Here is a 23,135-nt window from a genome sequence, read left to right on the forward strand (position 1 = left end):
GATTCCAGTCTAGTGAACAGGATCGGCAGCCTACGCCAGCCCGGTCAGTCCACCGACTTGCTTTGGTTGTAGCTTGAGGACCGTTCCTGTCCGCTGAGGGCAGCTATGGCATCCATGATCTTGTCCGTCACCTGGCGTCGTGCTGGAAGGGAATGGTCCGGGCCCGTCTTGTCGAAGTAGAGCGGCTCGCCAACCTTCATGGTGAAGTGCTGGGGGCGGACGGCGTTCTTGTCCGCTGGCTGCAGTTTCTCCGTGCCTATCAGGCCCACGGGAATTACAGGTGCGCCCGTGGTGAGCGCCAACCAACCGACGCCGGTCCGGCCGCGATAAAGGATGCCGTCACGGGAGCGGGTGCCCTCCGGGTAAATTCCAATGCCCTTGCCGGACTCCAGGATGTCCAGGAGGGTTTTCAGGGCCTGCACGCTGGCAGCCTGTTCACCGCGTTCCACCGGGATGGAACCGACGGCTTCGAAGAAGGACTTCATCACGGCGCCCTTAACGCCTTTGGTGGTGAAATACTCCGCCTTGGCGAAGAACGCTACTGGACGGGGCATGAGCGCCTGGACAATGACGCTGTCCAGGAAAGAGAGATGGTTTGGCGCCACAATGAACGGGCCTTCTGTTGGCACGTTCTCCAGTCCAATGACCGTGGGCCGGCACGTGGTGGAGATCAGTCCACGCGTTGTCCAGCGGATCGCATCAAAGACTGCCATCGTTTTGTACCTCGCTCAGGGCCGCCGCGCGGACAGCGTCAAGTTCTTCAATTTTGGTTCGCAACTCAAGGGTGCTGCCGACCACGGCAACCGCACCGGCTTCCTCCAGTTCGCCGTCCGAAGCGAAACCCCAGCCAACACCAATGCAGTCAAGGCCATTGGCCATTGCTCCGGCCACGTCCTGGTGCCGGTCCCCCACCATCACAGCAGGCTGGGAGTGGAGATCAGCCAAGGCCGCGCCAACAATCCCGATCTTTCCGGACGCGGAATTGGCTGCCAGCGATTCGTCGTCGGAAGCTCCCCTAATGGAGACAAAGAAATCCGCAATACCGTGATGCTCAAGGACAATCCGGGCAATACCTTGAGGCTTCTGGGTTGCAACGGCGACGGCCCGCCCCGTTTCGGCAAAGAATTCAAGGAGGTCGAATATTCCCGGATACAACTTGCTCTGGCCAATACCGGTTTCCCTGTAATGCCGCCGGTAGCGGGAAATGGTTTCATCTACCAATTCGGTCGGAACATTCGCCAGATGCAGAAGTGCATCGCTGAGCTTGGGGCCAACCATGGCGTTCAGCACGGCCTGTTCCGGGACCCGGAGGTCCATTTCGCGCAGGGCCGCGGATATTCCTCCTGTGATACCGCCGGCTGGATCGACAAGGGTGCCGTCCAGATCGAAAATTACGGGCACCGTTGTTTGAGTCACCGGCTTAGTTTCTCACGAGTAGCGGCATGCCTGAAACTCGCATGCCGCTACCGGAATACTTCTGCCCCGCTGAGGATATTCTTTAGGCGTCCAGGAAGGCGATCCGGGCTGTTAGCGCAGAATTTCCGCAAGGAACGTTGCGGTGTGGCTGTCAGTGGACTTGGCTACCTGCTCAGGCGTGCCCGTTGCGACGATCTTGCCGCCACCTGAACCACCGTTCGGCCCGAGGTCCACAATCCAGTCCGCGGACTTGATGACGTCCAGGTTGTGCTCAATGGTGATCACGGTGTTGCCCTTGTCCACCAGTCCTTGCAGGACCATAAGCAGCTTCCGGATGTCCTCGAAGTGCAGACCGGTAGTGGGTTCGTCCAGAACGTAGATGCTGCGTCCGTTGGACCTCTTCTGGAGTTCTGCAGCCAACTTCACGCGCTGCGCCTCGCCACCGGACAGGGTTGTGGCCGGCTGGCCCAGCCTGACATAGCCCAGTCCCACGTCCACCAAGGTGTTCAGATGCCGCGCGATAGGGGTGAAGGCAGCAAAGAATTCAGCGCCTTCCTCGATGGGCATGTTAAGGACATCGGCAATGGTCTTTCCCTTGTAATGCACTTCAAGGGTTTCCCGGTTGTAACGGGCGCCATGGCACACCTCACACGGAACGTAGACGTCAGGCAGGAAGTTCATTTCGATCTTCAATGTGCCATCTCCGGAGCACGCTTCGCAGCGGCCGCCCTTGACGTTGAACGAGAAGCGGCCGGGCTGGTAACCGCGGACCTTTGCTTCGGTGGTTTCGGCAAACAGTTTCCGGATGTTGTCGAACACGCCTGTGTACGTTGCCGGGTTGGAGCGGGGTGTGCGCCCAATGGGGCTCTGATCGACGTGGACCACCTTATCCAGGTGCTCCAATCCATTCACGCTCCGGTGCCGCCCGGCAACCTGCTTGGCGCCATTGAGCTTGTTGGCGAGGACCTTGTAAAGGATCTCGTTCACCAGCGTGGACTTGCCCGAACCGCTGACACCCGTCACTGCCGTGAAGAGCCCCAGGGGGAACGTGGCATCCACATTGTCCAGGTTGTTTTCCCTGGCACCGATGACCTTTAGTTCACGTTTTTTGTCGTACTTGCGGCGCTTGGCCGGGACATCGATCTTGCGGCGGCCGGACAGGTAGTCGCCAGTGAGGGAGTCCTTGTTTTCCAAGAGCTCCTTGTAGGTACCTGAATGGACCACTTGCCCGCCGTGCTCCCCGGCGCCGGGTCCAATGTCAACCACCCAGTCCGCTTCATGGATGGTGTCCTCGTCATGCTCCACCACGATCAGTGTGTTGCCGAGATCCCGCAGGCGGGTCAGCGTCTCGATCAAGCGGCGGTTGTCGCGCTGGTGCAGACCGATGGAAGGTTCGTCAAGGACGTAGAGGACTCCCACCAGGCCGGAACCAATTTGCGTAGCCAGGCGGATACGTTGGGCTTCACCGCCGGACAAGGTCCCGGAAGGACGTTCCAGGTTCAAGTATTCAAGTCCCACGTCCAAAAGGAACGTCAACCGGGCCTGGATTTCCTTCAGGACCTGGTGGGCAATCTGTGCCTCGCGGTCGGTCAGGGTCAGGCTGCCCAGGAACGACGCACATTCACGCATGGGAAGGGCCGCGACTTCAGCGATCGACTTCCCATTGATCAACACCGACAACGAGGCAGGATTGAGCCGGGCACCGTTGCACTCGGGGCAGGGAATCTGGCGCATGTACTCTTCGTACCTGTCCCGTGCCCAATCCGAGTCAGTTTCGCCGTGTTTGCGGTGAACATATTGGATGGCGCCCTCAAAGCCGGTGCTGTACTTGCGTTCCCGGCCGAACCGGTTGCGATACTGGACCACAACCTTGTGGTCCTTGCCGTGCAGCACGGTGTTCCGGACATCCTTGGGGAGTTTTTCCCACGAGGTGTCCATGGAGAAGCCGAGTTCATGGGCCAGGCCCTCCAGGAGGCGGTTCCAGTACTCCGTGGTGGCGGTGCCCAGGGACCAGGGGGCGATGGCGCCTTGTGCCAGGGAAAGCTCCGGATTGGGAACAATCAGTTCCTCGTCCACTTCAAGCCTGGTTCCGATGCCACTGCAGGCCGAGCAGGCGCCAAAGGGGTTGTTGAACGAGAAAGAGCGTGGCTCGATTTCATCGATGGCCAGGGGGTGCTCGTTGGGGCATGCGAGGTTCTCGGAGAAAGCACGGATACGTGCGGGGTCCCCCGCGTCAAGGTCCACGAACTCAATCAGCACCCGGCCTTCCGCCAAGCCCAAGGCAGTTTCAATGGAATCGGTGAGCCGCTGGCTGATCTCTTCCTTGACCACCAAGCGGTCCACCACCACCTCGATGGTGTGCTTGAACTGTTTGCCAAGCTTGGGCGGCTCGCTGAGCTGTACCAGTTCGCCGTCCACCCGTGCGCGCGAATAGCCTTTGGCCGTGAGTTCCTTGAAGAGGTCCACGAACTCGCCCTTGCGCCCGCGAACCACAGGAGCGAGAACCTGGAATCGTGTGCCCTTTTCCAGTTCCAACAGCTGGTCAACGATCTGCTGCGGGGTTTGCCGGGCGATGGGCTCGCCACAAACCGGGCAGTGCGGACGGCCTACACGCGCCCAGAGCAGACGCATGTAGTCGTAAATTTCCGTGATGGTGCCCACGGTGGAGCGAGGGTTCTTGCTGGTGGATTTCTGGTCGATCGACACCGCGGGCGACAGGCCCTCGATGAAGTCCACGTCCGGCTTGTCCACCTGGCCGAGGAACTGGCGGGCGTAGGCGGACAACGATTCCACGTACCGACGCTGCCCCTCGGCAAAGATCGTATCGAATGCCAAGGAGGACTTGCCTGAGCCTGAAAGGCCCGTGAACACGATCATCGCATCCCTGGGGAGGTCCAGGTCTACATTGCGCAGGTTGTGTTCCCGCGCGCCCTTGACTACCAGCCGGGACAGGTCCGGCCTGGTGGGCTTGGTATCGGGGACGACGGCTACACTCTTCAGGGCATCGATGGCTGCATCTTCAGCTAAGGCTTTGGGCACCTACCAATGCTAATCGAAAACTTCTTCGAATTTCCATGTCGTGCCTCACATGCTACCGATCGGTATCAATCAGCGTCATATGCGGCCGCAAGAAGCTGTACAGCCTCCGCGAATGAGGCTCCTTGGGCCTTTGCCGCAGCAGCATACTGGGCGGCAACTTCCGCAAGCGCGCCCCAGCGGTCATCCCGTGCACACACGATGGTGCCGTTGCGTCCCCTCGTGGCGACGACGCCGGCAGCCTCCAGTTCCTTATAGGCGCGGGCCACTGTATGTGGGGCTACATCCAACACACCCGCCAGGTTGCGCACCGGCGGGAGCTTCGCTCCAACTGCGAGGACGCCGGAGTCTGCGAGTTCGATGATGCGCAGCCTCAGCTGCTCAAAAAGGGCAACTCCGCTGCTGGTGTTGGGCCGCCAGTTCCCGGGAAAGCCGTCCATGGCAGTCATCGCGAAAACCGGCCGGGTACCGGAAGCCATCCGGGCGTTTGCTGCTCAATGAAGCGTCCATGGTCCATGCCGAGAATTAGACCAGCGACGCGGAAAGGGTACAAGCCACGGGCGGCAGGAAACTTAATTGCTACGTCCGGCAACAGGTCCTGCCGGCTCATTTGTCTTTCCGGGCCACCGCGAAGATACGACGGAACGGGAACACCGTCCCGTGGCCCGTAGGCGGATATGCCTCGCGCAGCAAAGCGGAGTATTCCTGCTCGAATTCGGCGGCATCTGCAGGAGACAGCGCTGCCAGTACCGGCCGCAGTCCTGTGCCGCGCACCCACTCAAGGACGGGGTCCTTGCCCGGCAACAGCTGCTGGTAGGTGGTTTCCCAGGCGTCAGCTGCGCAGCCGGCGTCGAGCATGATACCCAGGTAGTCCGCAGGACTGCCCACAACGCCATCATGCCGAAGGACGCCGCCAAGGCGGGAGGACCATTTGGGTGACGCGGCAAGCTCCCTCATGAGAGTGTGCGAAGGGGATGTGAAGTTCCCCGGGACCTGGAGCGCGAACCAGGCGCCTGGTTTAAGTGCACGCAGCCAGTGACCGAGCATGGCCTGGTGCCCGGGAACCCACTGGAGTGCGGCGTTGGTTACTACGACGTCTGTCTCCTGGTCAGGCTGCCAACCAGCAATATCTGCCTGCTCGAATTCCAGGTTGGCGAATTTCCGGGCCTCTCCATCTGCCTTCGCAAGCATGTCGCCGGAGGAATCGAGGCCGACCACGCGCGCATCGGGCCAGCGGACAGCCAGTGTGGCTGTGAGGTTGCCGGGGCCGCATCCAAGATCCACCACTTTCCGCGGCGATTCAGCCTGGATCCTGGCCACCAAGTCATGGAACGGCCTGTCCCTGTGATTGCCGAACTCCACATACTTGGACGGATCCCACCTCATATAAGCCTCCTGGCGTTGGGCAACAGTGCTGGGGCGAGCCTAAACCGTCCGGGGACTAAGCTGGAAACCAATGAAACTTCTTGAGCAGCTCCCTGGTTCCACCCCCTCCAACCCGTTGGGTCCGGACGAGATCTATACACGGTTCGTTGAGTGGACAGAAGGCCGCGGCTTGCAGTTGTACGCTGCCCAGGACGAAGCCATCATGGAGCTCGCCTCCGGAGCCAACGTCATCCTGGCTACACCCACCGGGTCGGGTAAATCGCTGGTCGCCATTGCGGCCCACTTCGAGGCCATGGCCCGTGGCCAGCGCAGTTATTACACCGCTCCCATCAAGGCTTTGGTCTCGGAGAAGTTTTTCGCCCTCTGCGACATCTTCGGTGCCGAAAACGTTGGCATGATTACGGGTGACTCCGGCGTAAACCAGGATGCGCCGATAATTTGCTGCACCGCTGAGATCCTGGCCAATATTGCCCTCCGCGAGGGAGCTTCCGCGGAACTTGGCACCGTGATCATGGATGAATTCCACTTCTACTCCGATCCCCAGCGCGGATGGGCCTGGCAGGTTCCCCTGCTTGAACTGCCGCAGGCCCAGTTCCTGCTCATGTCCGCGACGCTGGGTGACGTCAGCCGTTTCGAAGCCGGCCTCACCGAACTCACCGGGCGGCCCACCACTACCGTTAGCTCTGCCGAACGTCCGATTCCACTGCATTACTACTACCACCTCACTCCGGTCCACGAGACACTGGAAGAACTGCTCTCCACCAAGCAGGTCCCGGTCTACGTTGTGCACTTCAGCCAGGCAGAAGCGATCGAGCGTGCCCAGAACCTGATGAGCATCAACATGTGCAGCCGGGAGGAAAAGGACCGCATCGCTGAGCTCATCGCAGGCTTCCGGTTCGCCGCGGGCTTCGGAAAGACACTCAACCGGCTGGTCCGCCATGGCATCGGCGTCCATCACGCCGGCATGCTGCCCAAGTACCGCCGCCTGGTGGAGCAACTCGCACAAGCCGGGCTCCTGAAGGTTATCTGCGGGACCGACACGCTGGGCGTGGGCATCAACGTTCCCATCCGCACGGTTCTGTTGACGGCGTTGAGCAAATACGACGGCGTACGCACCCGGGTGCTCAACTCACGCGAGTTCCACCAGATTGCCGGCCGCGCGGGTCGCGCAGGGTATGACACCGCCGGCACCGTGGTGGTCCAGGCACCGGATCACGTAGTGGAGAATGCCAAGGCCATGGCAAAGGCCACGGCAAAGTTCGGCGACGACCAGAAGAAGCTTCGCCAAGTGGTCAAGAAGAAGCCACCGGAAGGTTTCGTTTCCTGGGGTGAATCAACGTTCAAACGGCTGGTGGAGTCGGTTCCGGAGCCTTTGGGTTCCAGCTTTACGGTCACCCACGCGATGCTCCTCAACCTCATGGAACGCCCAGGAGATCCGTTCCAGGCAACCCGGCGCTTGCTCACTGAAAACCACGAGAACCGCCCGGCGCAGTTGAAACTCATGAAGAAAGCGCTGGGCATCTACCGTGAACTGCTGGCCGCGGGTGTGGTTGAACGCATTCCGGAAGATGAACAACAATCCGAAGGCCGTTCTGTCCGCTTGACGGTCCACTTGCAGGCCAACTTTGCCCTCAATCAACCGCTTTCACCGTTTGCGCTTGCCGCGCTGGAACTGCTGGATCCAGAGTCGCCGTCGTATGCGCTGGACGTTGTTTCGGTTATCGAGGCCACATTGGAGAAGCCGCGCCAGATTCTCTCTGCGCAGCAGAAGAAGGCCCGTGGCGAGGCGGTTGCCGCCATGAAGGCCGACGGCATCGAATATGAGCAGCGGATGGCCATGCTCGATGAAGTCACGTACCCGATGCCCTTGGCGGAGATTCTTGGCCAAGCCTTCGAGGTGTACCGAAAGGCTGCACCATGGGTGGGCGACTTCGAGCTGGCGCCGAAGTCAATTATCCGCGACATGTATGAACGTGCCATGAACTTCGGAGAGTTCGTGCAGTTCTACGGCCTGGCCCGCTCCGAGGGCATCGTCCTGCGCTACTTGGCGGATGGATTCCGTGCACTCAGGCAGACTGTGCCCCAGGACTTGCTGCGCGAGGACCTCGAGGACCTCATCGCCTGGCTGGGTGAACTTGTCCGGCAAGTGGACTCCAGCCTCCTAGACGAGTGGGAGGAGCTAACCTCAGGGCTCATGCCAACACCGCATGACGCTCCCCCACCTCCGCCGCCGCTATTGACCACGAACATCAGGGCTTTCCGGGTCATGGTCCGGAACGAAATGTTCCGCAGGGTGGAGCTGTTTGCGGACGAAGACTCTGCCGCCCTGGGTGAGCTGGACGCCGACGCCGGCTGGGACGCCGAGCGCTGGGAAGAGGTTCTGGACGACTACTTCGATGAACACGATGACATCGGCACGGGACCTGATGCCCGCGGACCCGGATTGCTCATCATCACCGAAGAACCCGGCACGTGGCGGGTCCGCCAGATCTTCGATGACCCCGCCGGAAACCACGACTGGGGCATCTCCGCCGATGTGGATCTCGCGGCTTCCGATGAGACGGGCACAGCCGTGGTTCGCGTGACGAACGTCAACCGGCTCTAAGCCAACAGGCTCCCAGGTCCAGCTCAACCGGCTTAAGGAAGTCCCATGGAATCCGTCCCCGATCTCGGCAGCAGCTTGCGGGCGCTGGAGGTAATGAGCGCACAACCTGCGGCTCCCTGGACCGGATCGCGACGATGGTGGCCCTGCGCAGATGGCGTTCCTGCACTGGACGTGGAAGGGCTGGCTTTGGGCGCGGTGCGGGCTGCAGCTACGGCCCTGAATGCCTTGATGGGAACGACGCACCGGTATTCTGTGGCAGCGGGGCCCACTGCGGCTGCGTTCGATTCCCTGGGGCACCTGCGCGTAGGTGGCCGGAAAGCTGAAGGGTTCGCTCCCTTGTCCGGTTTTCGAAAAACCGCTGATGGCTGGATCCGCCTCCACGCAAACTATCCACACCACGCCGCCCGGCTCATGGAAGCGGTCTCGGCCAGCGAACCTGCCGACGTGGACCGCGCACTACTGGCAATGACGGCTTTGGAAGCCGAACACCTTATTGCGGGAAACGACGGCGTAGCGGCCGCTGTCCGTACCAGGGAAGAGTGGGTAGCCGCCCCTATGTTTGAAGCGGCCAGTGAGGGGCCGTGGATCACTTTCGATCAACCGGGACAATCCGCTGAAGCAAGCCGCCCGTCGTCGTGGGTTCCTGCCGCGGAACCGGAACGTCCTTTGGCAGGTCTCAAAGTCCTTGACCTGACCCGCGTCATTGCCGGCCCCGTGGCAACCCGGCTCCTTGGAGCCTTGGGCGCGGACGTCCTCCGGATAGACCCTCCGCACCTTCCGGAGCTGACAGATGCCTTCATTGACTCCGGCTTTGACAAGCACAGCGCCGAAGCAGACTTCCGGAATCCCGATGATCTGGCTGCGGTCATGGACCTCCTGGAGACGGCAGACGTTGTGGTGGTGGGGTATCGCGGCGGCGGGCTGGATCGTTTTGGATTGACCCCCGACGCGCTGCTGCGGCGCCGCGCCGACCTCGTCGTAGTTGCCTTGGGCGCATGGGGCCACGGCGGTCCCTGGCAGGCGCGACGAGGTTTTGACAGCCTCGTGCAGGCAGCATGCGGGATAGCTGATCGATATGGCCAGTCCGGCGACGGCGGGTGGAGGCCTGGGGCGCTACCGGTGCAGGCACTGGATCACGCCACGGGTTATGGCCTTGCGGCGGCAGTGTTCGCTTTGCTGGTCCAGCGACTGGGTACGGGACGTGGCGGAGCGGCCCGGCTTTCGCTGGCCCGGACAGCGGAAGAGTTACTTCTCCTTTCGACGGGCACGGCGACTGAAGTCGAGCTGCCAGAGCCCGATTTCCACGAGATGGACAGCCCCTACGGCCGTCTCCGGTACGTTGGCCCACCCATCACGGTGGATGGTGTTCCCCTTGGTTATCAAGAACCTCCTGTCACGTACGGGTCCTCCGCCCTGCGCTGGCGGTAGGCGACCCGGGCCCTAGTAAGCTCGGAAGCATGAGTGTAATCCGCCCTGCCACCGTTGAAGACGTTCCCGCCATCCTGCGTATGATCCACGATCTTGCGATCTACGAAAAGGAACCCGACGCCGTCAGGAACACCCCGGAGCTCCTGACCGAGGTGCTCTTCGGAGAGAACCCCCGGGTGTACGCCACCATGGCCGCGAATGCCGCCGGGACAGTGCAAGGTTTCGCCCTGTGGTTCCTGAACTACTCAACGTGGGAGGGTGTCCACGGCATCTACCTGGAGGACCTTTACGTTATTCCGGAAGCGCGTGGCGAGGGCCATGGCAAGGCGCTCCTGCAGCATCTGGCCGCGACCGCCGTCGAACGCGGCTATGCCCGGGTGGAATGGAGCGTCCTGGACTGGAACGAACCGTCCATCAAGTTCTATAAGAACCTTGGCGCCCTCCCCATGGATGAATGGTCGACGTTCAGGCTGACCGGCGAGGCGCTGGAAACGTTCGGGGCAGGTGCCACCAACGGAAGCAAGGCTCTTGCCCATGGCTGATCTGCAGGCCGTGGCCGACGCACACCGCATCCGCGCCCGGCACGAATTCCGAGGCCTCCGAACCGCTGAGCACTACTTCACGGTCCCCCTGGACCACGGTTTGGCCACATCTGCTGTGGACGGCCAGACGACCGGCGAAACGATCACTGTATTCGCGCGGGAGTATTCCTCCACGGAGTACTCCGCGGAGGAGGCCGCCAAACTTCCGTGGCTGCTGTTCCTCCAGGGTGGACCCGGCGGACGCGGGAACCGCGTCACTTCCCTCTCAGGTTGGATGAAGGCAGCGGCCAAGGATTTTCGGATCCTGATGCTGGACCAGCGCGGCACAGGCCTTTCCACTCCGGTGGAGCGGCAGTCATTGGAGCTACGGGGTGACGCCGCAGCCCAGGCTGACTACCTGACGCACTTCCGGGCCGATTCGATCGTGGCTGACGCCGAGTTCATCCGGCATGCCCTGGATTCCGGCCCATGGTCGGTGCTGGGCCAGAGCTTTGGTGGATTCTGTGCGTTGACCTATTTGTCGTTCGCCCCGAAAGGGCTGCGGGAGGTTCTCATCACGGGAGGACTTGCCCCGCTGCACGGCCCCGCCGAGCGCGTTTACCGCGCCACTTTCCGCCGGGTGGCGGAGCGGAACGCGGAGTACTTCGCCTGGTATCCGGAAGACCGCGAAACTGTCACCAGGATCGTCCGCCACCTCGGGCAGCATGAGGAATTCCTGGCCAGCGGAGAACGGCTGACGCCCGAGCGGTTCCAGATGGTGGGATCGTTCCTCGGCGGCAACACCCGGGTGGACTCCCTGCACTACCTCCTGGAGGACGCTTTCATCGAAACGCCTTTGGGCGAACGCCTGTCGGAGGTGTTCCTTGAGCAAGTCCGGACCCTGGTGAGCCGGGCCGGGAACCCTCTGTACGCGGTCCTCCATGAATCGATCTACGGGCAGGGGCAGGCCACGGACTGGGCAGCATGGCGCGTGCTGGAAGAATTCCCGGAGTTCAAACCCGAAGCAGAAGCCCCCCTGCTCACGGGCGAAATGGTCTACCCCTGGTACTTCGAACAGGATCCGGCACTAATCCCGCTTCGCGACGTAGCCGACTTGCTGGCAGCCAAGTCGGATTGGTGTCCCCTCTACGACCACCAGCAGTTGGCGGTCAACAAGGTTCCAGTAGCAGCCGCCGTCTACAAAAACGATATCTACGTGGACCATGACCTCTCAATGGAAACCGCCGCGGCAGTCCGTGGGCTTCAAACCTGGGTCACGGACGACTTCCACCATGACGGCATAGGGGAAGACGGCGAAGGCATCTTCAGGCGGCTCTTCGGGCTTGTGCGGGGTTCCCGCTAACCCACCCGTTTCCAGCGCAGGGATTGTTCCCGCACAGGGATTCTTCCTATGCGGGGAGTGAACGGCGCACCCGGGCAGCGGTGGCGGCCGTTAAGGCCAGCATGACGGCGGCCAGCACGCCAGCGGCTATGTTCAGTCCTTCGTAGCCGAGCCAGGCGAGGACGAGTCCGGATGTCGCGCCGCCCGTGGCACCCGCCGCGCCCATGAGCGTATCGGAAACGCCCTGCACGGTTACCCTCTGTTCTTCGGCGACGCTCTCCGCAAGCAGGGTGGATCCGGCAATGGTCGCGGCGGACCAGCCAAGGCCAAGGATGATCAGCCCGGTGGTGACCAACACCGGCTCTTGCTGGCCGATTCCTGCGATCAGCACTGCGACCAGCAGAAGCCCGTGGCCCATGGCGATGGTTTGGATGCGGCCGGCTTTGTCCGTCAGCCAACCCCAGAGTGGCGATAGGGCGAACATGCCGGCGATATGCAGCGAAATGGTCAGCCCAATAACTACCAGGGCATCCGTGCTGTCAGTTGTTCCGCCGTGATGGCCGGCATGTGAACCGCCAACCAGCTGCTGCAGGTGCAAGGGTGTCATGGACATGATCGCCACCATGACGCCGTGTGCTGCGACCACGGCCGCAAGCCCAAGGATGGCCCGGGGCGAGGAACGAACAGCCTGCAGGCCGGAACGGATTGTGCCCCTGACAGGCAGGGTCCCGGCGCCTGCGGATTGCTGGACCAAGCGCCGTGCCAGCAGCAGCGGGTCGGGCCGCAAACCGGCAAACAGCAGCACCGCCGCCAGGAACAGCCCTGCGGCCGAGAAGACAAACGGTCCGGCAATCGGCGGCAGGCCCAATGTGGCCCCCACTGCGGCGCCGGGCTGGATGAGGTTCGGCCCCGCGACAGCCCCAATCGTGATGGCCCAAACAACAGTGGACAGTGACCTGCCGCGGTGCTCAGCGTGGGCGAGGTCGACGGCGGCGAACCTCGCTTGGAGGTTGGCGGCTGTACCAAGACCGAGGAAACCGGCAGCGAACAGGAGCAGCGGGAAGGATCCGACCACCACGGATGCCATCACCAGGAGCGCCCCGATCATGGCAGCGACCAAACCGGAGACGAGGCCAACCCGGCGTCCGCGTGCTTCCGCGAGACGTGCCAGCGGTAGGGCAGTCAGGGCTGCAGCGAGGGTCAGCACAGTAGTGATCGATCCAGCCCACGCCTCGGATCCGGACAGGTCCACGGCCAGGAGCGATCCAATGGATAACGTGGCGCCGTTACCGATTCCACTTAGGAGCTGGGCCGAGCTGAGCAGGAAAACAGTACGGCGCTGAACCCGTTGGGGGTCCAGCGCCGTAGTAGAAGTGGTAGTCACTTCACGAGACTACAACCTTCACAGTCCGGTTACTCTGCTTCGCTCAAGCTCTTCTTCGCGTCTTCTTCCAACCGCGCGTCCAGCTTGGACTGGCGGGCGGCAGGGCTAAGCAGGCTGGCCACGACGGCTACGACGATCGTGCCGATAATGACCGCCAACGAAACGAAGGTGGGAATCTCTGGAGCCCACTCGATGTGGTGGCCGTTGTTGATGAAGGGAAGCTCGTTGACGTGCATTGCGTGCAGGACGAGCTTGACGCCAATGAAGGCAAGAATGACTGACAGGGCGTGCTTCAAGTAGATCAAGCGGCTCATCAGTCCGCCCAGCAGGAAGTACAGCTGGCGCAGGCCCATGAGCGCGAAGATGTTGGCCGTGAAGACGATGAAGGCACTCTGGGTCAGGCCGAAGATCGCGGGAATGGAGTCCACCGCGAACAGGAGGTCGGTCATGCCGATGGTCACGAAGACGATCAGCATCGGGGTGAAGACCTTCTTGCCGTCCACCGTGGTCCGGAGCTTGCCGCCGTCGAACTTTTCAGACATCGGCAGGACCTTGCGCAGCCGGGCAACCAGGGGGTTTTCGGCACCTTCTTCTTCGTCTTCACCGGAATCCGTGGCCTGCTTCCAGGCAGTCCACAGCAGGAACGCGCCGAAGATGTAGAAGATCCAGCTGAATTGCTCGATGACTACCGCGCCCAAGGCGATGAAAATACCGCGAAGGACCAGTGCGATGATGATGCCAACCATCAGCACTTCCTGCTGGTATTTCCGCGGCACCGAGAAGCGGGCCATGATGATGATGAAGACGAACAGGTTGTCGATGCTCAGGCTGTATTCCGTAACCCAGCCAGCGACGAACTGGCTGCCGTATTCGGGGCCAGTGAAGTAGAACATGGCACCGGCAAAGACCAGGGCCAAGGCAACGTAGAAAGCGACCCAAAGGCCGGCTTCCTTCATTGTTGGTTCGTGGGGACGCTTGACGACCAGAAGGAGGTCGATGAGCAGGATAATTCCGAGGGCGACAAACGAGCCGACCTCAAACCAGATTGGAAGCTCCATTAATGCGGGCCTTTCGCAGGGTACGGGAAAGCGGTGTAAGTCTCTCCGGCCTGCCAGTGCGGTGAATGCACGTTCAGCGGCCCACTAAGTCCGGCGAGGCATCTGTGCCTTGCGTGCTGACGGACGTAGCGCTTGGGATACTCCCCTACGTGACCATAACCTTACCTTAGGCGTGCCCTGCAGACTGCATTTGACGCAATTCCCGCTTCAACTCCCCCACTTCGTCACGGATTCGGGCCGCCACCTCGAATTGCAGTTCGGCAGCGGCGCCATGCATCTGTTCCGTGAGTTGTTCGATGAGGCCAACCAGGTCTTCCGCTGGAGCTGCGGCCAGCCCGTCCTTCCGGACGGTGGCTGCACCTTTGGCGCCGGACGTACGTTTGGCTCCCTTGGCCAGCCTGTTGTTGTTCAGGAGCTCCTGGGTATCGGCGTCTTCGCGTGCCAACTGGTCCGTGATGTCAGCGATCTTCTTGCGAAGCGGCTGGGGGTCAACCCCGTTGTCGGTGTTGTACTTGACCTGGATGGCGCGGCGCCGGTTGGTTTCCTCGATGGCGTGGGCCATGGAGTCCGTGATCCTGTCCGCGTACATGTGCACCTGGCCGGACACATTTCGAGCGGCACGGCCAATCGTCTGGATCAGGGAGGTGGAGGAACGCAGGAAGCCTTCCTTGTCCGCATCCAGGATGCTTACGAGTGAGACTTCAGGCAGGTCCAGGCCTTCACGCAGGAGGTTGATGCCGACCAAGACGTCAAAGACTCCCATCCTTAGCTCGCGCAGCAGCTCCACCCGGCGAAGAGTATCGACGTCGGAGTGGAGGTACTGGACCTTGACGCCATGGCCCAGGAGGTAGTCCGTGAGGTCTTCGGCCATCCGCTTGGTCAACGTGGTGACCAGGACACGTTCATCGCGTTCAGTACGTTGGCGGATTTCGCCGAGGAGGTCATCGATCTGTCCCTTGGTAGGCTTCACGATCACTTCGGGGTCGATCAGGCCGGTGGGCCGGATGATCTGCTGGACATAGCCGTCTGCCTTCCCGAGCTCGTACTTTCCGGGCGTGGCCGACAAGTACACGGTCTGCCCGATGCGTTCAAGGAACTCGTCCCACTTCAAGGGCCGGTTGTCCATGGCGGACGGCAGCCGGAAGCCGTGGTCCACCAGCGTGCGCTTGCGGGACATGTCCCCTTCATACATAGCGCCGATTTGCGGAACGGTGACGTGGGACTCGTCGATGACCAGGAGGAAGTCGTCAGGGAAGTAGTCCAACAGGCAGTGCGGTGCCGTACCGCCGGCGCGGCCATCAATGTGCCGGGAGTAATTCTCGATGCCGTTGCAGAAACCCATCTGCTGCATCATTTCGAGATCGTAGGTGGTCCGCATCCGCAGGCGCTGGGCTTCCACCAGCTTGTTCTGGCTCTCCAGCACCTTCAGGCGTTCGGCGAGTTCGTCTTCGATGGCTGTGATCGCCCGGCCCATTCGTTCCGGTCCTGCCACGTAGTGGGAAGCCGGGAAGACGTACATCTCGGTTTCCTCGCGGATGACCTCGCCGGTGACTGGATGCAGTGTGTAGATGTTCTCGATTTCATCGCCGAAAAATTCGATTCTGAGTGCGAGTTCCTCGTACATGGGAATGATCTCTACGGTGTCTCCGCGGACGCGGAAGGTGCCGCGGTGGAAGTCCATGTCGTTTCGCGTGTATTGCATGGAAACGAACTTGCGAAGGAGGTGGTCGCGGTTCATTTCAGCGCCCTTGGTGAGCGTCACCATGCCCGCAATGTATTCTTCGGGCGTTCCCAAGCCGTAAATGCAGGAGACTGTGGCCACCACGATGACATCGCGCCGGGTCAGCAGTGCATTGGTGGCCGAGTGCCGAAGGCGCTCAACTTCCTCATTGACCGAGGAGTCCTTTTCGATGAACGTATCCGTCTGGGGTACGTAGGCTTCCGGTTGGTAGTAGTCGTAGTACGAAACAAAATACTCCACCGCATTGTTGGGCAGGAGTTCCCTGAACTCGTTGGCGAGCTGGGCTGCCAGGGTCTTGTTTTGAACCATGACCAACGTGGGGCGCTGCACCTGCTCAATGAGCCACGCAGTGGTGGCGCTCTTGCCCGTGCCCGTTGCGCCAAGAAGTACGACGTCCTTCTCGCCGTTCTTGATGCGTTCCGTCAGTTCCGCAATTGCCGCCGGCTGGTCTCCGGCGGGTTTGTAGTCGCTGACGACTTCGAAGGGCGCGACGACACGGTTGATCTCTTGGGCAAGACTCATGACACCAATCTACCCCTGCACCCCGACAGTTACTGTCCTGCTTTATGTCCCGCTGCAACGGAAGAATACGACGGCGGTTGCCAGCCGGTGCGGCTGGCCCACTCATCCATCAGCGGCCAGGCCACCTCCGTGAACCAGGGCTCTTTGGCGTCGGCGTATCCAGCGGTGCCGGGGTCGGTGGCATGCTGTGCAGCCACTTCGCGTTTGTGCGCCTCGTACACGGCAAGAGCAGAAGGTTCCGCCGTCAACCAGTCGCGGAACAACAGCGCGTATCTCCAACCCGGCGTGCCGGCAACGCGCACATGAAGGTTGGTTGGGCGTCCCGGATCAGCATTGGCATGGAAGCGCTTTTGCCATTGGCCCGGATCAGGGTGTGATGGCTTCGGGGTGTCCGCGGTCACGCCAGGAACACGTGGGTATCCAGCAGCGGCCAGGCGAGGCGCGATCCGATCCGCTGTGTCAAGGTCCGCAACGGTCACTTGAAGGTCGATAACATCCTTGGCGGCCAGTCCGGGCACGGACGTAGACCCAATGTGGTCCACGGCGAGGATGTCATCCGGTGCTGCCGCCTGGATGCGCGAGGAGAGCCGGGCCGCTTGCAGGCCCCAGTCGGTTCGCGGGGCGGACAGGACCGGACCGTTTGTCCGCCGGGCACGAACCCCACGCCTGCAATTCTCAGCGAAGGGCACCAACCGCCCGAACCACAGGTCATCCACTTTGGCGAGCAGTTCCTCCCGGCTACCGGAATTTTCCAGGACGATGTCCGCTGCGGCGATTCTTGCCTCCTGGCTGGCTTGGGCCGCCATTCGGGAACGCGCGTCCTCATGGGTCATTCCGCGAAGGCCGACCATCCGTTGAATCCGCACGTCATCCGGGGCGTCCACCACGATTACCAGATGGAAAGCGCTCCCCTGCCCTGTCTCAACCAACAAGGGAATGTCCTGGACCAGAATGTCTTCATCCGTAGCTTCGGCGACGATTGCCGCTGCGGACTCCCGGACCAACGGATGGATGATGCCATTGAGCACTTCCCGCCGAGCGGGATCCTGGAAAACTATGGCGCCAAGGGCGGGCCGGTCCAGCCTCCCCTGAGGGTCCAGGATCTCCGGCCCAAAAGCCTCTACTACACGGGCCAGGCCCGGAGTTCCCGGCTCCACCACTTGCCTGGCAATGACGTCAGCATCAATGAGCACAGCCCCCAGCTCTTGCAGCCTGGCCGCCACCAGCGATTTTCCCGAGGCGATGCCGCCCGTCAGCCCGATCTTCAACACCCCTCCACACTAGACTGAAGCGGTGGAAATTGAGGATGACAGCCGCGCGACGGCCTACACAACGCTGGCCGAGGGTCCTGATTTCCGTCACGAGCTGGAGATCCGCCGCTCCCGCTTCATCACCGTCCTCCGCCGCTCTCCTGACGAAGATACGGCACGCTCACTTGTGGCTGCGCTGCGGCGCGAGTTCCATGACGCACGGCACCACTGTTCGGCTTTCGTTGTAGGTCCGGACAGGATGGTTCAACGATCCAGTGACGACGGCGAACCTTCCGGCACGGCTGGTATCCCCATGCTGGAGGCACTGCTCAAGCGTGAGACAGCACCCGGGGTGACTAATCTGAGCGACGTGAGCGCCGTCGTCGTGCGCTATTTTGGTGGGATTCTCCTGGGCACCGGCGGGCTGGTCCGCGCCTATTCGGAGTCGGTCTCGGCTGCCCTTGATGCCGCCCCGCTGGTGCAGCGCCGCAGGCTGCGGCTACACGCCGTCAGCGTTCCGCATGCCGCCGCCGGGCGACTGGAAAATGACCTCCGCTCGGCCGGGTACGTAATGGCGGAGACCGGCTACGGAGCCAACGAGACGGTCCTGCGATTGGCGCTCCCCGATGAGCCGGCAGCAATGGCCGACGCCGGTGCACGGCTCGCGGCGTTAACCGCCGGGTCTGCGGTGCTCCAGCCGGAAGGAACGGAATGGATCGATGTGCCCTGAATCAACTGTGGCACCCCGCGTGGCACTGGCCGACGTTGATGAGGAGATGCTCAAGGAATTGCTTGCGTTGGCGCTCGTACAAGCCAGCGCTGATGAGGTCACTCCCCCTCTGGGCTCGACGCCGTTCTGGAACCCTGAGCGGATCGCCTGGTTCCACACCTATCACCGGGCCGCTGCAGCCGGACTTGAAGGACCTGCGCGTGAGAAGACCTGGGCTGTGGTGGCAGACGGAGCGGTGGTTGGCTCCATCAGGCTGAAACGAACGGCGCCCGGTTCCGCAGAAACCGGCATCTGGTTGGGCCGGAGTTTCCGCGGCCAAGGCCTTGGGCGGCTGGCCCTCCACCTGGTGGCAGACGAAGCGCGTACTCGGGGCTTCGCCGTCCTGCAAGCCTCTACGACGCCAGGAAACAAGGCTGCACAAGCCCTGCTGTCTTCCCTCGGTGCCGAACTCATAGTCGAGGCCGCTTCAGTGGAAGCGCGGCTGGCGCTCCGATAGGCAGTGCTCTTTTCACTTGTGCCCATCGCGCCTGACTTAAGCAGAAGGACCCCTGCCGCAAGGCAGGGGTCCTTCTTTGGCTATTCAGCGCATCCCGTGAGGGGTGGCGGAATTAGTTGCCGGTCAGCTTCTCACGCAGTGCTGCGAGAGCTTCGTCGGACGCCAGGGTACCGGCGTTGGACTCAGCAGCAGCCGGCTCCGAGGAGTAGCTGGTGGTGCCGGAATCGCTCTCACCGGACGTTGCAGCGGCAGCGTCGTCAGCAGCGTGCTGTGCAACCTGCTTCTTGTGGGCTTCCCAACGGGTCTGGGCGTCAGCGTACTGCTGCTCCCAAGCGGCGCGCTGGGTCTCGTAGCCTTCGAGCCATTCGTTCGACTCGGGGTCGAAGCCCTCGGGGTACTTGTAGTTGCCCTCTTCGTCGTACTCAGCGGCCATACCGTACAGAGCGGGATCGAACTCGGTGCTGTCAGCGTCAACGCCCTCGTTAGCCTGCTTGAGGGAGAGGGAGATGCGACGACGCTCGAGGTCGATGTCGATGACCTTGACGAACAGTTCGTCGCCAACGGAGACAACCTGCTCGGCGAGCTCCACGTGGCGGACAGCCAGCTCGGAGATGTGAACGAGGCCTTCGATGCCGTCTTCGACGCGAACGAACGCACCGAACGGAACCAGCTTGGTGACCTTACCCGGAACAACCTGGCCGAGGGCGTGGGTGCGGGCGAAGGTCTGCCACGGATCTTCCTGCGTAGCCTTGAGCGACAGGGAGACACGCTCGCGGTCCAGATCCACTTCGAGGACCTCGACGGTGACTTCCTGGCCAACCTCGACAACCTCGGACGGGTGGTCGATGTGCTTCCAGGAGAGCTCGGAAACGTGAACGAGGCCGTCTACGCCGCCAAGGTCCACGAATGCACCGAAGTTGACGATGGAGGAAACGACGCCGGGACGAACCTGGCCCTTTTCCAGCTTGTTGAGGAACGTGGAGCGGACCTCGGACTGGGTCTGCTCGAGCCATGCACGGCGGGACAGCACAACGTTGTTGCGGTTCTTGTCCAGCTCGATGATCTTGGCTTCGATCTGCTGACCGATGTACGGAGCGAGGTCGCGGACACGACGCATCTCGACGAGGGATGCGGGCAGGAAGCCGCGCAGGCCGATGTCCAGGATGAGGCCACCCTTGACAACCTCGATGACGGTACCGGTAACGACGCCGTCTTCTTCCTTGACCTTCTCGATGTCGCCCCAGGCGCGCTCGTACTGAGCACGCTTCTTGGAGAGGATCAGACGGCCTTCTTTGTCTTCCTTGGTGAGAACCAAAGCTTCGACCTGATCGCCAACGGCAACAACTTCGCCGGGGTCAACGTCGTGCTTGATGGAAAGCTCGCGGGAAGGGATGACACCTTCGGTCTTGTAACCGATGTCGAGCAGGACTTCGTCGCGGTCGACCTTGACGACGGTACCTTCGACGAGGTCGCCGTCGTTGAAGTACTTGATGGTGGCGTCGACAGCTGCGAGGAAGTCCTCAGCGGTACCGATGTCGTTAATGGCGACTACGGGGGTACCGGGCTTCTCGGTGGAGGTGATGGTCATGTAGTAGGGGCTCCGTTGTGGATAGTGTGTCGGTCAGGCAAACCGCTGCCGCCCGGGTCCGGACGGCAGAACACGGCAAAATACCGGGTCATCCTGATTTGTGGATTAATACAAAATGGACGCATGCACGTAGTACACGCCCGTTTATTCTAGTCGTATCTGCAAAGCAGGGTCAAAAGGACCCCGGCAGGACTACGAAGGCCTTCACACAGGCAGGACGTCTCCGAGCCGCGCGAACGTAACCCCGCGGTCCAGCAAGCGAGGCAAAGCCTTCGCATAACCCTCGGCAGTTCCCGAGGCCGGCCTGTTGAAATGCGAAATCACGATGTCCCCCGCAGCAACCTTGGCCACTTCCCCGGCGACGGTTGCCGGCGTGAAAGTGGCACCGCCGTCGCCGTTCACGGTGAAGTTGACCGGGAGCATCCCCAACCTGCGGGTCATGCTCGCTGCGACTTCGTCGTAGAACGCCGTTCCCGGCCTGAAGAAGCGAGGCGAAACACCGGTCAACTCAAGCATCAGGGCTTGGTTGCCCATTAGTTCCTCGTACACTGCGGCCGGGTTTGCCGTTCCGGCAATGCCGTAGGCGGACCTGCCGTTAACTGACAAGGGCAGGTGCAGTGTCCCGTGGTTCGCGAGCTCAAAGAGAGGCTCGGCGGCCAGTTCCGAGGCAAGTGACCTGTTGGCGGCAATCCAGCGGCTGTTGATGAAAAGCGTGGCCGGGACGTTGAGGCTGCGGAGCGACTTCAGCAATTTGTGGTCACAGCCGGTTCCGCCGGGGCCGCCGCAGGCGTCGAAGGTCAGGGCCACATGCTGCGAGGCAGAATTGTTCACCACACCCGTAACGTGAAGGCCCCACTCCTGGGGCCGCAGGGGACCAAATTCCGCCAGGATCTGCGGCTTGCCTGGGATTGTGGCTGGCGATGCAGGAACGCTCGACGGCGGAGCTACAGTGCTGTCGCCTCCCTCACCGCTGCCTCCTTCACCGCCGCCGGGTTTGGCGGCGATGGCCGCGGCGGCCTGCTCGCTTGAGAGTGCAGCGATCGAAGGCGGTGGCGTCGCAGGGCCGGCACCCGGTGCGCTTGGCTGGGTGACAGGCGACGCCGGCCCTGCTCCCGCGCCGTCCGGGAATGCCGACCTCCCATTGTCCGCGCAAGCCGCCAGAGCGGCAGATGCCAGTCCCGCCATTCCAAGCAGCACTGATCGCCGGCCGGCCAGCGGCCGCCGCTTGGAATCCCCCATGGATGTCCTTGTCTATTGGGTCTGTGAGCTCTTTGTAGAAGTGTATTTCTAGAAATGGGTGAGGCAGTGTGCCGGCCGCTCCACAGCAAAAAGCTGCTGGGCTGCGAATGCGGCACCGGGCTTGCCTTCACGCATCCGCCCTGCAGCAGTGAGCGTCACCGGGGACACAGCACCAAGATAGATGGACGCGAGATCGGCGACATCCATCCAGAGATCCGGTTCCTGGCCGGATGCCTCGGTGACGGTCGCGGCAGCACCGCCGTCGGACTCCAACGCCCACGTGCCACCAGCCATGCCAAGCGTATCCGAGACTTCCATGACCAGCTTTCCGGCAGCCGGGTACCGGCGGGCGGACAGCGCTGCCGGAACGTCCAGGATCCGTAACCACAACATGTCCCGCACGTCCGAGGAATCCAAGCATCTGGGATCTTCCAGGGCCCACGTCAACGGATCATCCACGGGGGCCTCGGCCCACGTCACCTGGTCAATGAGATCGATGCTCCCAAGGAAGCGCCAGAGATCGAGGTAGGCCGCATTGGTACCAGCAACGAGGTCCACGATTTCCATGGTGTACGGCTTGGCGTCCCAGCCCTTGAAGCGATAGGAAACGTAGCCGTCCGGTGTCCCGGAGGAGTCGTAGTGCAGGGCGCTTCTGACCCCGGTGTCCGGCTTCCCGTCATGGCCGATCGCTCCGGAAGCCAGCAAGCGATAGTACTCTTGACGGTCTACTGAGCCAGGAGTTACCCGCTGGACGTGTTCGAAGACCTGTGGCGCAACGTCCAGCAGAACGGCCGGATCAGCCACCTCTACCGTTCCTGTCGCTTGCCCCTTGAGGCGGAAACGAGGGCCGGTATCGACCTTGATGCTGCGCTCAAAAGTAGCCACGCCAAAACCGAAGCGGCCGTAGATGGACCCCTCCGAGGCCGTCAGCGCTGCCATGGCGAGGCCATCGTCCTTTGCGCCGGCAAGGTCAGCGGTGATCATGCCCCGGAGCAGCCCTTTGCGCCGGTGCGTTCCACGCACAGTCACGTTGGTCACCAGGTTTGATTCCAGTTGCCGGCCAAACCCGATGTTCAGGGATTTGCGCATGGTGCCGTACGTGGCCACCGGAACCTCCGCGCCCAGAGCGTACTGGGGAACGTCTCCTTTGATGTAGACCCCGGTCAATTCGCGGCGGTCCGTGCGGTAAGCCCCCAGCGTCTTGGCGATGTAGTCGTCGTCGCGCCTGTGCTGGTGGAAGCCGTGCGAGACTGCCTGGACCCACGCGGCACAGCGGGAGTAGGCGGGGTCCTCGCGATCAGCTACGGCAGGGAATTGTTGAACCCTGTATTTCCCGGCATATTTTTCGGCGGAACTCGTTTCGGAATATCTTTCATTGGGATCAGCCACGCCC

Annotated in this window: 18 protein-coding genes; 6 read left to right on the top strand and 12 right to left on the bottom strand. The window is 62.0% G+C overall.

Going from position 1 to position 23,135, the window contains the following annotated elements:
• Positions 1-44: 44 nt before the first annotated feature.
• The 5 genes from AC6I97_RS13010 to AC6I97_RS13030 form a co-directional block, all read right to left on the bottom strand.
• Positions 45-713 (bottom strand): lysophospholipid acyltransferase family protein, encoded by a 669-nt coding sequence (locus AC6I97_RS13010; protein ID WP_224164356.1) that lies wholly within the window; start codon positions 711-713, stop codon positions 45-47.
• Entirely contained in the window at positions 700-1,416 is a 717-nt protein-coding gene (locus AC6I97_RS13015; RefSeq protein WP_497945067.1) for an HAD hydrolase-like protein, read from the bottom strand. Before AC6I97_RS13015 ends, AC6I97_RS13010 begins: the two co-directional genes overlap by 14 nt.
• 111 nt (positions 1,417-1,527) lie before the next feature.
• Positions 1,528-4,455 carry an excinuclease ABC subunit UvrA gene (uvrA, locus tag AC6I97_RS13020; RefSeq protein ID WP_224090221.1) on the bottom strand — a complete coding sequence of 976 codons (2,928 nt, stop codon included), beginning with the start codon at positions 4,453-4,455 and terminating at the stop codon, positions 1,528-1,530.
• 65 nt (positions 4,456-4,520) lie between these two features.
• Positions 4,521-4,901 (bottom strand): GntR family transcriptional regulator, encoded by a 381-nt coding sequence (locus AC6I97_RS13025; protein WP_216925843.1) that lies wholly within the window; start codon positions 4,899-4,901, stop codon positions 4,521-4,523.
• A gap of 157 nt (positions 4,902-5,058) precedes the next feature.
• Positions 5,059-5,838 (bottom strand): trans-aconitate 2-methyltransferase, encoded by a 780-nt coding sequence (locus tag AC6I97_RS13030; RefSeq protein ID WP_497945068.1) that lies wholly within the window; start codon positions 5,836-5,838, stop codon positions 5,059-5,061.
• Positions 5,839-5,908: 70 nt separating this feature from the next.
• On the opposite strand from AC6I97_RS13030, the gene AC6I97_RS13035 reads away from it, so the two are divergent.
• The 4 genes from AC6I97_RS13035 to AC6I97_RS13050 are packed head-to-tail and all read left to right on the top strand — an operon-like array spanning position 5,909 to position 11,755.
• Complete coding sequence (locus AC6I97_RS13035; protein WP_497945069.1) at positions 5,909-8,443, top strand: DEAD/DEAH box helicase; 2,535 nt, start codon at positions 5,909-5,911, stop codon at positions 8,441-8,443.
• Positions 8,444-8,488: 45 nt separating this feature from the next.
• A complete protein-coding gene (locus AC6I97_RS13040) occupies positions 8,489-9,871 on the top strand; it encodes a CoA transferase (RefSeq protein ID WP_497945070.1) in 1,383 nt (460 codons plus the stop codon).
• Between the two features lie 29 nt (positions 9,872-9,900).
• A complete protein-coding gene (locus AC6I97_RS13045; protein WP_224090217.1) occupies positions 9,901-10,413 on the top strand; it encodes a GNAT family N-acetyltransferase in 513 nt (170 codons plus the stop codon).
• Positions 10,406-11,755, top strand: a complete 1,350-nt coding sequence (locus AC6I97_RS13050) for an alpha/beta fold hydrolase (RefSeq protein WP_497945071.1) — start codon at positions 10,406-10,408, stop codon at positions 11,753-11,755. The genes AC6I97_RS13045 and AC6I97_RS13050 overlap by 8 nt, the downstream gene beginning before the upstream one ends.
• Before the next feature lie 46 nt (positions 11,756-11,801).
• Here AC6I97_RS13050 and AC6I97_RS13055 read toward each other — a convergent pair whose 3' ends face one another.
• From AC6I97_RS13055 to coaE, 4 genes are all read right to left on the bottom strand, one after another.
• Complete coding sequence (locus AC6I97_RS13055) at positions 11,802-13,118, bottom strand: MFS transporter (protein ID WP_497945072.1); 1,317 nt, start codon at positions 13,116-13,118, stop codon at positions 11,802-11,804.
• A 29-nt stretch (positions 13,119-13,147) separates the two neighbouring features.
• Positions 13,148-14,176 carry a TerC family protein gene (locus tag AC6I97_RS13060; protein ID WP_224090214.1) on the bottom strand — a complete coding sequence of 343 codons (1,029 nt, stop codon included), beginning with the start codon at positions 14,174-14,176 and terminating at the stop codon, positions 13,148-13,150.
• A gap of 166 nt (positions 14,177-14,342) precedes the next feature.
• Positions 14,343-16,439, bottom strand: coding sequence for an excinuclease ABC subunit UvrB (uvrB, locus tag AC6I97_RS13065; RefSeq protein WP_224090213.1), 2,097 nt, complete (start codon positions 16,437-16,439; stop codon positions 14,343-14,345).
• A gap of 29 nt (positions 16,440-16,468) precedes the next feature.
• A complete protein-coding gene (gene coaE / locus AC6I97_RS13070) occupies positions 16,469-17,710 on the bottom strand; it encodes a dephospho-CoA kinase (RefSeq protein WP_224090207.1) in 1,242 nt (413 codons plus the stop codon).
• A 22-nt stretch (positions 17,711-17,732) separates the two neighbouring features.
• On the opposite strand from coaE, the gene AC6I97_RS13075 reads away from it, so the two are divergent.
• Both AC6I97_RS13075 and AC6I97_RS13080 read left to right on the top strand, forming a co-directional pair.
• Complete coding sequence (locus tag AC6I97_RS13075) at positions 17,733-18,419, top strand: IMPACT family protein (protein WP_224090190.1); 687 nt, start codon at positions 17,733-17,735, stop codon at positions 18,417-18,419.
• Positions 18,409-18,915, top strand: coding sequence for a GNAT family N-acetyltransferase (locus AC6I97_RS13080; protein ID WP_224090188.1), 507 nt, complete (start codon positions 18,409-18,411; stop codon positions 18,913-18,915). Before AC6I97_RS13075 ends, AC6I97_RS13080 begins: the two co-directional genes overlap by 11 nt.
• Before the next feature lie 112 nt (positions 18,916-19,027).
• Here AC6I97_RS13080 and rpsA read toward each other — a convergent pair whose 3' ends face one another.
• The 3 genes from rpsA to AC6I97_RS13095 all read right to left on the bottom strand — a co-directional run bounded on the left by rpsA (position 19,028) and on the right by AC6I97_RS13095 (position 23,131).
• On the bottom strand, positions 19,028-20,503 hold the full coding sequence (gene rpsA / locus AC6I97_RS13085) for a 30S ribosomal protein S1 (protein ID WP_216925808.1): 1,476 nt from the start codon (positions 20,501-20,503) through the stop codon (positions 19,028-19,030).
• 204 nt (positions 20,504-20,707) lie between these two features.
• Positions 20,708-21,742: a polysaccharide deacetylase family protein gene (locus AC6I97_RS13090; RefSeq protein WP_497945073.1), complete on the bottom strand. Its 1,035-nt coding sequence runs from the start codon at positions 21,740-21,742 to the stop codon at positions 20,708-20,710.
• A 48-nt stretch (positions 21,743-21,790) separates the two neighbouring features.
• Positions 21,791-23,131, bottom strand: a complete 1,341-nt coding sequence (locus AC6I97_RS13095; RefSeq protein WP_224090185.1) for a GNAT family N-acetyltransferase — start codon at positions 23,129-23,131, stop codon at positions 21,791-21,793.
• Between the last annotated feature and the right edge of the window lie 4 nt (positions 23,132-23,135).

The organism is Arthrobacter sp. TmtSoilC48, from assembly GCF_059739425.1.